The sequence below is a fragment of the Photobacterium sp. GB-210 genome (assembly GCF_003026075.1).
GTDB lineage: Bacteria > Pseudomonadota > Gammaproteobacteria > Enterobacterales > Vibrionaceae > Photobacterium.
In genome coordinates this window covers 1-1,410 of record NZ_PYNU01000049.1, presented here as the reverse complement: position 1 = coordinate 1,410, position 1,410 = coordinate 1, and the positions used below count along the sequence as shown (strand labels likewise).

The following is a 1,410-nucleotide window of genomic DNA, read 5'->3' as shown; positions in this document are numbered from 1 at the left end:
GCACCAGAAGTAGATAGCTTAACCTTCGGGAGGGCGTTTACCACGGTGTGGTTCATGACTGGGGTGAAGTCGTAACAAGGTAGCCCTAGGGGAACCTGGGGCTGGATCACCTCCTTACCTAAAGACTTGCTGTTTAATGCAGTGTCCACACAGATTGCTTGGTTAAAATGTAAGAGAACATCTAAGTTACCCATAACTTAGAGAAACTTAGTCCCGTTCGTCTAGAGGCCTAGGACACCGCCCTTTCACGGCGGTAACAGGGGTTCGACTCCCCTACGGGACGCCACTTCTTTTCATCGGAAGTAAAACGATGGGCGATTAGCTCAGTTGGGAGAGCACCTCCCTTACAAGGAGGGGGTCACTGGTTCGAGCCCGGTATCGCCCACCATTGATGGGGTTATAGCTCAGCTGGGAGAGCGCCTGCCTTGCACGCAGGAGGTCTGCGGTTCGATCCCGCATAGCTCCACCACTCTTTAAACACATTCTTATAAGTGTTTTTAAAAAGTGGTTATCTAACGATGATTACATGTTCTTTAACAATCTGGAAAGCTGACTAGTAAATTCAATCAATAGATTGATTTTAAAAATGTTCTTCGAAAGAAGAACGAGTTCTCAAAACATACACATTCAAGTGTCTGTGTTTGCTTTCACTTTTTAAAAGTGAAAACAAAACAATGAGTCCGGCGAAAAACCAACGTTTAATACTTTCTTGATCGAAGTGTTAAACACAAACCTTGGTTGTTTGAACATACGAAACCTCTTGGGGTTGTATGGTTAAGTGACTAAGCGTACACGGTGGATGCCTTGGCAGTCAGAGGCGATGAAGGACGTATTAACTTGCGATAAGCCCAGAGAAGGTAGTAAAAACCGGTGACTCTGGGATTTCCGAATGGGGAAACCCACGTGCATAAGCACGTATCATAGTGTGAATACATAGCACTATGAGGCGAACCGGGGGAACTGAAACATCTAAGTACCCCGAGGAAGAGAAATCAACCGAGATTCCGGTAGTAGCGGCGAGCGAAACCGGATTAGCCCTTAAGCTAGTTTTGCGTTAGGTGAAAGTTCTGGAAAGTTCTGCGATACAGGGTGATAGCCCCGTAACCGACAACGCATTATCAGTGAAAACGAGTAGGACGGGACACGTGATATCCTGTTTGAATATGGGGGGACCATCCTCCAAGGCTAAATACTCCTGACTGACCGATAGTGAACCAGTACCGTGAGGGAAAGGCGAAAAGAACCCCTGTGAGGGGAGTGAAATAGAACCTGAAACCGTGTACGTACAAGCAGTAGGAGCCCACTTGTTGGGTGACTGCGTACCTTTTGTATAATGGGTCAGCGACTTAATTTTAGTAGCAAGGTTAACCGTTTAGGGGAGCCGTAGGGAAACCGAGTCTTAACTGGGCG

3 tRNA genes and 2 rRNA genes are annotated in these 1,410 nt (G+C 46.9%); all 5 read left to right on the top strand.

From position 1 onward, the window contains the following. Nucleotides 1-117, top strand: a 16S ribosomal RNA gene (locus C9J38_RS21450); the annotation flags it as partial. A 93-nt stretch (nucleotides 118-210) separates the two neighbouring features. Further along, nucleotides 211-286, top strand: a tRNA-Glu gene (locus C9J38_RS21445). A 26-nt stretch (nucleotides 287-312) separates the two neighbouring features. Further along, a tRNA-Val gene (locus C9J38_RS21440) sits at nucleotides 313-388 on the top strand. A 5-nt stretch (nucleotides 389-393) separates the two neighbouring features. After that, nucleotides 394-469, top strand: a tRNA-Ala gene (locus C9J38_RS21435). 303 nt (nucleotides 470-772) lie between these two features. Continuing rightward, nucleotides 773-1,410: ribosomal RNA gene (locus tag C9J38_RS21430) — 23S ribosomal RNA — on the top strand; the annotation flags it as partial.